The organism is Frankia sp. CeTa3Moorea (assembly GCF_978021225.1).
Window position 1 is genome coordinate 15,506 of sequence record NZ_CDXDOR010000083.1, and the last position, 7,395, is coordinate 22,900.

General features: G+C 70.5%; 7 protein-coding genes. 2 read left to right on the forward strand and 5 right to left on the reverse strand.

From position 1 onward, the window contains the following. Together AC08OV_RS15125 and AC08OV_RS15130 are read right to left on the reverse strand one after the other, a co-directional pair. A partial coding sequence (locus AC08OV_RS15125; protein WP_476619818.1) for a type I restriction-modification system subunit M N-terminal domain-containing protein occupies positions 1-434 on the reverse strand: 434 nt, incomplete at its 3' end. After that, positions 431-2,197 (reverse strand): HsdM family class I SAM-dependent methyltransferase, encoded by a 1,767-nt coding sequence (locus AC08OV_RS15130; RefSeq protein ID WP_476613082.1) that lies wholly within the window; start codon positions 2,195-2,197, stop codon positions 431-433. The genes AC08OV_RS15130 and AC08OV_RS15125, both read right to left, overlap by 4 nt. A 437-nt stretch (positions 2,198-2,634) precedes the next feature. On the opposite strand from AC08OV_RS15130, the gene AC08OV_RS15135 reads away from it, so the two are divergent. Together AC08OV_RS15135 and AC08OV_RS15140 are read left to right on the forward strand one after the other, a co-directional pair. Next, complete coding sequence (locus AC08OV_RS15135) at positions 2,635-5,073, forward strand: AAA family ATPase (protein WP_476613083.1); 2,439 nt, start codon at positions 2,635-2,637, stop codon at positions 5,071-5,073. Between the two features lie 50 nt (positions 5,074-5,123). Beyond that, positions 5,124-5,537 (forward strand): hypothetical protein, encoded by a 414-nt coding sequence (locus tag AC08OV_RS15140; RefSeq protein WP_476613084.1) that lies wholly within the window; start codon positions 5,124-5,126, stop codon positions 5,535-5,537. A 97-nt stretch (positions 5,538-5,634) separates the two neighbouring features. On the opposite strand, the gene AC08OV_RS15145 is transcribed toward AC08OV_RS15140, so the two are convergent. The 3 genes from AC08OV_RS15145 to AC08OV_RS15155 form a co-directional block, all read right to left on the reverse strand. Next, positions 5,635-6,516, reverse strand: a complete 882-nt coding sequence (locus tag AC08OV_RS15145; protein ID WP_476613085.1) for a helix-turn-helix domain-containing protein — start codon at positions 6,514-6,516, stop codon at positions 5,635-5,637. After that, the gene (locus AC08OV_RS15150) at positions 6,485-6,574 is read right to left on the reverse strand and encodes a hypothetical protein (RefSeq protein WP_476613086.1); all 90 of its coding nucleotides are present in this window, start codon (positions 6,572-6,574) and stop codon (positions 6,485-6,487) included. Before AC08OV_RS15150 ends, AC08OV_RS15145 begins: the two co-directional genes overlap by 32 nt. Before the next feature lie 133 nt (positions 6,575-6,707). Next, a partial coding sequence (locus tag AC08OV_RS15155; RefSeq protein WP_476619819.1) for an aminoacyl--tRNA ligase-related protein occupies positions 6,708-7,395 on the reverse strand: 688 nt, incomplete at its 5' end.

Genomic DNA, 7,395 nt, shown 5'->3' on the forward strand with positions numbered 1-7,395 from the left:
GCGAACTTCCCGACCACGAGGTAGAGCAGCTTCGCGCTGGCCAGCCGGCCGATCGTCTCGTCGAACCGGAAGCGTTCCAGCACCTCGCGGACGTTCGGCGAGAAGCCGTTGACGTAGTCTCGCAGGTTCTTCGCGACCACCGACTGGTTCGTCGCGTCGGAGGCGATCGTGGCGAAGTTCTGCTGGGAGACGTTGTAGAACGGCCGGCCGGCCGCGATCTCCAGCAGCCGCTGCTTGTTCGTGATGGTCAGCGATGCGTCCCTGTCACGCACCGCCTGCCGGGTGTCGGCCATGACCGCGTCGAGGCGCCGCATCAGCGTGAACGGGAGGATCACGCCGCCGTACTCGTGGCGCCGGTAGTCGCCACGCAGCAGGTCGGCCACCGCCCAGATGTCGGCGGCCATTTTCGAGTGGCTGGGCCCCGGGGAAGTCACAGGTTCTCCTCGTGCGTCGGCGTCGTCGGGGGAAGCCGGTCGGGGGTCAGAGTCCCGGCCGTCAGCCCGTGCAGGGTCTGGTCGATCACGGTGGTACTAAGCCTGGCGAGCGTCGTCAGCGCCTCGCGCAGTTCGGATAGTCGCCGGAATTCGGCGCCGTAAGGGCGCTGCTCGGCGATCGAGAGCCGTGGGATCCGGCAGCGCCGCAGGTCCTCGCGGCCGAGCACGCCGATCGTCCTGGGGATCGGCACGGCCTCGGCCTCGGGCCGCAGGAACGTCGCCACGAAGTCGGGGTCGAGCCGGGCCAGGTCCAGTTCGATGACGTGGGTCGTCATCGAACCGGTCCGTTCCTCGCCGGTCGCCGCGATGACGCCCGGAGCCCGCGGCCAGACGAGGACGTCGCCGGTGCGCGGCGTCGTGCCCCGCGGCCTGATCTTCAGGGCGCCCACGCGTTCGAGCTCCGCGAGCGTCACGTAGGCAAAGTCGTCCCGTGCGCGGGCCGCCGCGTACCGCGGCAGCCCGGCGCCGAGCCGAGCGTAGATCGCTTCAAGCTGTCCGATGAGCCGCGCGATGTCGTCGGCGCTGGCCTCCGCCTCGGTGGTCACGTACCGGGAGGGCAGGACATTGGCCTCGCCGTCCTGGAGCAGCCGCGCCCGGGTCACCGCGCGAGCCGGTACCGGGCCGGGCCGCCGCCGCCCCGCGCCGCCCGGCGCCGCCGCGGCCAGGTCGAACAGCTGCCGCCACTCACCGAACTGTTGCGGTACCGCCGCCATGTCGGCGGAGGAGAAGTCGACCAGGACGACCGGCTCATCGTCTTCCTCGCCGCGCGGGCGGCGCAGCACCCAGAGACAGGCCTCGCCGGCCACGGTGCTCATCTCGGCCGGTAGCGCGATCACCGCGCGCAGCGCGCCCTGGCCGATCATCAGCTTCCGGATCGCCTGCCCGGACGGCGAGACACAGGCACGCGGCGAGACGGCGACGACGGCAGTGCCATGCGGGCGCAGGTGGGCGTAGCAGTGCTGCACCCAGGCCAGCTCGCCGTCGCGGGGCTCCGGACGGCCGAACTCCCAGCGGCGATCGGTCGCCAGCTCGTCCGCGGGCCAGCCCGGCCGGTCGAACGGCGGCTCGCACACCACCGCCACCGCCTTGCCGAGCAGCTCGGTGAACCGGTTGCCGCGCAGCGAGTCGCCGAGGCGGACGTCGTACGGGCCGGCGAGCGGATGGCCACGCAGACCGAGCGTGGCGGTCTGCGTCAGCCGCTCGTCGATGTCCTGGCCGAACAGGCGAACCTGGTTCTCGAACCGGTCCGCGGCCGCCAGCAGAAGGGCGCCGTCGCCGCAGGCCGGGTCGAAGACGACCGGCAGATCGTCGGCGGTGGCGAAGAGATCGTCGCCACCCGCGCTGGCGGCGGTCGTCGGTGGCAGTAGCGAGACGAGGACTCGGGCCAGCCGCTGCTCGGCCTCGACGTTCCGCTTAGCCTGCTCGACGGACTCGTCACGGGTCGTCCAGCCACCGGTCGGGCCGTCGAGAGCCTGCGTTCCGGTCTCCGTTCGACCGGCCTTCGCGAGCTGCTCCGCGCGGCCGGACCGTTCTAGCCAGTCCGCGACAGCGGCCCAGAGAAACGTCGGGTTGGTGTCGCTGCCTCCGACGGGCCGGGGGAAGTCGTCGTAGCGCCGGCGCCAGTTCGACACGGCGGCGCGGCCGACGCCGATCCGCCGCGCGATGGCGGCGGCCGTCAGCTCTTCCTGCCCGTCGAACTCCACAGGCCGGACCCTACAGGCTTGATCGCCCCCTAAGCAAGCACTGTAAACGCCTTGAGTTCGAGTACACAAAATTACTGTTCACGCTTGACGAGCGAGCCGGCGTGGCCCTAAGCTCCTGACTTGTCGCGGATCAGCCGCGATGCGCACAGGCCAGGTCCCGGCGCCGTCGCCCTCCGGACACGGAGGGCGACGGCGCCGCTCGGCCCTTGGCCGGTTGCGCCTTCGGCGGTGCCGCCGCCGTTCCTCGTGGGGCGCCTCTTCTTTCAGTGTCCGATGCGCCCCTTGCCATCTCTCAGGCGGCCTCGCCATGCCCGGCGCGGCCGCGTGTTCACAGCACGCTGTCCGGCCACCGCCGGCAGGAGAGCCATGGAACCGCACACCTGCCGCACCTGAACGACCTGACACCGCGAACACTCACCGGGAATCTTGGGGGAACGATGACCGAGACGGATCTGCCAACGCAGGAAGTCATGGCGACGCCGATCGCCGAGCTGGCAGCGGCGCGGCTGGCCGCGGCGGCGCTGCCCGAGTCGGCGAAGGCCGCGCTACGGGAGGCGTTTGGCGCGGTGGAGACACCGGCAGCCAGCGCGCTGGGTCGGATCTACCTAGAATCGATCACCGTCACCGGCTACCGCGGCATCGGCGCTCCCGCCCGGCTGTCGCTGTCCGCTAACCCGGGCGTGACGCTGGTGGTCGGGCGCAACGGTTCCGGGAAGTCGAGCCTGGCCGAGGGCGCCGAGACTGCCTTCCTCGGCACGAACACCCGCTGGGAACGGCAGGACGACTCCCGTCGTGGCGCCTGGCGCAACCGGCACGACCTCACCCGCCGGCCCCGGATCGACATGGCGCTCGCGGTCGGCGGCGGCCGGGCGACACTGACCCGCACCTGGCCGGGCGACGACTTCACGAACTCCGAGGGCGTGTTCCAGCGCCATGGCCACCCGGCCGTGCCCGCCGATCAGGCCGGCTGGGCGCGGGCCGCGGCCGAGTACCGTCCCTTCCTCTCCTATGCCGATCTGGGTCAACTGATCGACGACAAGGCGGTCCGGCAGTACGACGTCGTCGACAAGATCCTCGGTCTCGGCTACCTGACCGCCGTCGACAGCCGGCTCAAGGAGGAGCAGAGCCAGCACAACACAGCGGCCAAGGGCGTCGACAACGGGCTGGTCACGCTCACCGCCGCGCTCGATGACCTGCTCCGCGACCTGCCAGAGGAAGCCCGCGCCCGCGCCGCGCTGGTCGCTTTGGGCACGAAGAAGACCGGTCCCGATCTCGCGGCGCTCGACCGGATGTTGGCGAACCTGCCCTCGGCCGAGGATAGTGATCTCGCCGAGCTGCGCCAGCTCGCCGACCTTCAAAGCCCCGACCTCGACCTGGTCGACAAGGCGGTGAAGCGGCTGCGCGACGCCCTCGCCGCCGCCACGGCCATCACAGGCACGAACGCCGAGGACGCCTCGCTGCGCGCCGATCTGCTCGCCCGGGCACTACAGCACCGCGACCGGCACTCCGGCATCGAGACGTGCCCGGTCTGCGGCACCGAGCAAGTCCTCGACGACGCCTGGGCGGAGCGAGCGGCCGCGCAGGTCACCGCGCTGCGCGACGAGGGCCGGGCGGTCGCGGACGCGAACGCTCAGCTGCGGCTGGCCGAGACCGGGCTGAAGGCGCTCATCGTCTGGCCACCCGCGGTCCCGCCCGCGCTCGCCGCGGTGTGGCAGGCGTGGGAGGCGTGCCGCTCGCGCACGGACCTGGCCACACTGGCCGGCGAGGCCCTCGGCAAGGCACAGACGCTGGCCGACGCGTGTGCCAATGCCCGCGCACAAGCCAGGGTCCTGCTAGCGGAGCGCGACGATCGGTGGCGTCCCCTCTTCGCCAGCCTGCAGATCTGGACCGAGCAGGCCCGCGCCGTGGACACGGCCAAGGCACGCAGGAGCGGCCTGAAGAAGGCCCGCCAGTGGCTCGACACGCTCATCAAGGACCTGCGCCGGGAACGGCTGGCCACCTTCGAGACCCAGGCGCAGGAGATCTGGGAGGCGCTGCGGCACGAGAGCAGCGTCAGCCTCAAGAAGGTCGACCTGGACGGCAAGGAGACCTCGACGCTGCGCCGGCTGATCCTCGACGTCTCCGTCGACGACGCGGACGCCTCGGCGCTCGCCGTGATGAGCCAGGGCGAACTGCACTCGCTCGCGCTGGCATTGTTCCTGCCGAGGGCCCGCACCGCCGACAGCCCGTTCGGCTTCCTTCTTATCGACGACCCGGTGCAGTCCATGGACCCCGCCAAAGTCAACGGACTCGCCCAGGTTCTCTCTGAGCTGAGCAGGCAGCGGCAGATCGTCGTCTTCACCCACGACACCCGCCTCCAGCGGGCGTTCAGCAGCCAAGGCCTCCCCGTCACGATCCGCAGGGTCGAGCGCGGGAAGGCATCGAAGATCGAGATCGAGAACGCGCTCGACCCGGTCAGGCAGGCGCTCAAGGAGGCCCGCGGCTTCGCGCAGGCCAGCAAGAAGCTGCCGGCGGCGGCGCGGACCCACGTCCTGCCCAGCCTCTGCCGGATCGCCCTGGAGAACGCCTTCACCGAGGCCGCCTGGATCCGCCACCACCAGGCCGGCGGGGCCGAACCCGTCTTCGACGCCGCCCTCTCCGACGCGGAGATGCTCACGAAGGTCGCCGCCCTCGCCTTCTTCGGAGACGCCGAGAAGTCCAAGGACGTCTACGACGAGCTCGACCGTCGGTGCGGCCGCTGGGCGGTCGACATCCTCAAGAAGTGCCAGAAGGGCGCCCACCCCGACGGCGCCCAGATTGACGACCCGCATCGCTTCGTCGACCTCGTCGAGCGCATCGCCGGCACGGTCCGCGGGCCGAGCCTCGTCACCGCCTGATCCGCTCGGTTACAGCTGATCCCTGTCTCGCCTCCGACCGGGAGAAACCAGTGAGCACGCCACCTGCCGGCACGACCGGCGCCACGATCAACGAACTGCTCCAGACCGCCGACCTGCTACTCGCCGACCGCCTCAAGGCGACGCTCGCCGCCCGCCACCGCGGCGCCGCGCTCGTCCTACGCACCGCCCTGGAGATCGCCATCGACGCGGCGCTCGCCGCCGCTGAGCCGGGCCTGTCCACCCCGAACATGACCGCCAAGCTCCACTGCCTGCGCCACTACAGCACCCCCGCCGCCGCCGGACGGGCCCGCCGGACCTGGTCCCACCTCTGCGTCGCCTGCCACTACCACCAGTACGAAATCGGCCCCACCAAGTCGCAGGTCCAGGCATGGCACGCCGAGGTCTCCACTCTGGCCGCGTTACTCGGCCGTCACGACGCGGTCGCCGGTTGGGTGTGGCGGTAACTGGCCTGGGTCAGAGCGTAAGGGGAGCAGGACGATTCTGATCAGAAAGTTTCTTGAGATTTCTGGAACTGGTGTGGTCCTCGATTGGCCCGCGAAACTACGAGCCATCCTCAGGGGCTTCCGGCGCAAGATCGCCCACGACTTGGTTGATGATCGCCCGCGCCGAGCGGCCGTAGCTGGCGACGGCAGCGAGCTCGTCAAAGGCGCCCGCGTACAGTTCGATCTCCTGCGGCTGCCGCAGATCGAGGGCCACGCTGAAGGTCTCGATCAGGACCCGTTCGGTGTCGTACATCCAGAAGCCATGCCATGGCGACGTGTCGTACTGCGTTTCAAAGCCGATGATCCCCAACCGGACGTTGGGTAGTTGGGAGAACGAGATCAAGCGGTCAAGCTGCCCGAGCATGACGTCTGAGGGGCACAGCCGAAAGCTGAGCGCGGCTTCGGTCAGCACGAAGTGGAACCGCTTATCGGGGCGATACAAAATCTCTTGTCGCCGGACCCGGGTGGCCACGGCTTCGTTGATGTCGTTCGGCAGCTTCAGCCGGCGGATACCCTCGGCGAACCGTGCCCGCGCATACTCGGCGGTCTGGAGCAGACCGGGGATCACCGTGGCCTCGAACACCCGGAAGAGTCGGGTCCGCTCGTCCCACTCGATCAGCTCTTGTTGCCGCGGCTTCAGACCAGTCCGCAGGATGCGCTGCCACTCAGCGTGTTGAACTTCGAGGGTGTGCAGGGTGGCGAGCAGGGCTTCGGTTTCCGCCTGGCTGCCGGTTGCTCCCGTCCAGCCCCTGATGTCGTCGTCTGTGGGAGTCTGCCGGCCGTTCTCCAGCTTGGACACCTTCGACGGCGGCCATGACAAAGACTCCGCGAGCTGCCGGCCGCTCAGGGCGGCTGACGTGCGAAGCTCGCGGAGTCGCTTGCCGAGCGCGTTACGCGCCTCGTGGACGTTAGACGCGCCGGAGGTGCTGTTCGGTGGCAAAATCGTCCCGTCTTACAGCGTGGTGCCAGGCGGCATCGCGCCAGTAGTTGTGTTGCACGACCTCAGCCGGGTCCTCGACGGCTTCAGCCCTGGGTACGTCGACGCATGTCTATTGAGAACACCCGCGGGTCGGGCGCTCCCCCGCGCGTCGAGGCCAACCGGCGGGCAGCGGGCGGGCCACCGGATGCCGGCTACGGGCGGACACCGGCCTCCCGCGGATCGGTCCATAGATCGGTGCCGTGCGCGCTTGCCAGGAGGTCGATGCCGGCCAGGACTTCCGCGGCGGGCCGGGCCTCCAGGCGGCGCCCGTCCCGCAACCGCAGGGAGACCCGCTCATCGGCTGCCTCCCGGGCACCGATGATCGCCTGGTAGGGCACCAGACGAGCGGCCCGGACCCGCGCGCCCAGGGTGCCGCGCTCCGGACCGGCGACCTCGGCCCGCAGTCCCCGGTCGGCCGCCTGCCGGACCAGCGCGAGGGCGTGGGATACCTCGGCGTCGGAGATCGGAAGGACCACCAGCTGGACGGGCGCAAGCCATGGTGGAAAGGCACCGCCGTGCGACTCGATGAGGTGGGCCACGGCCCGCTCCACGCTGCCGATGACGCTGCGGTGGACCATGACCGGCCGGCGCATCGCGCCGTCCGGGCCCGCGTAGTGCAGATCGAACCGTTCTGGCTGATGGAAGTCGATCTGCACGGTGGACAGGGTGGCTTCACGGCCGGCACTGTCGACGATCTGCACGTCGATCTTCGGGCCGTAGAAGGCCGCTTCCCCCTCCACGGCCTCGTAGGCCACCCCCGCGGCGTCGAGGACCTCGGTCAGCAGGGCGGCGGACCGCCGCCACCTGCCGGGGTCGGCGACGTACTTCCCGCCCGGCCCC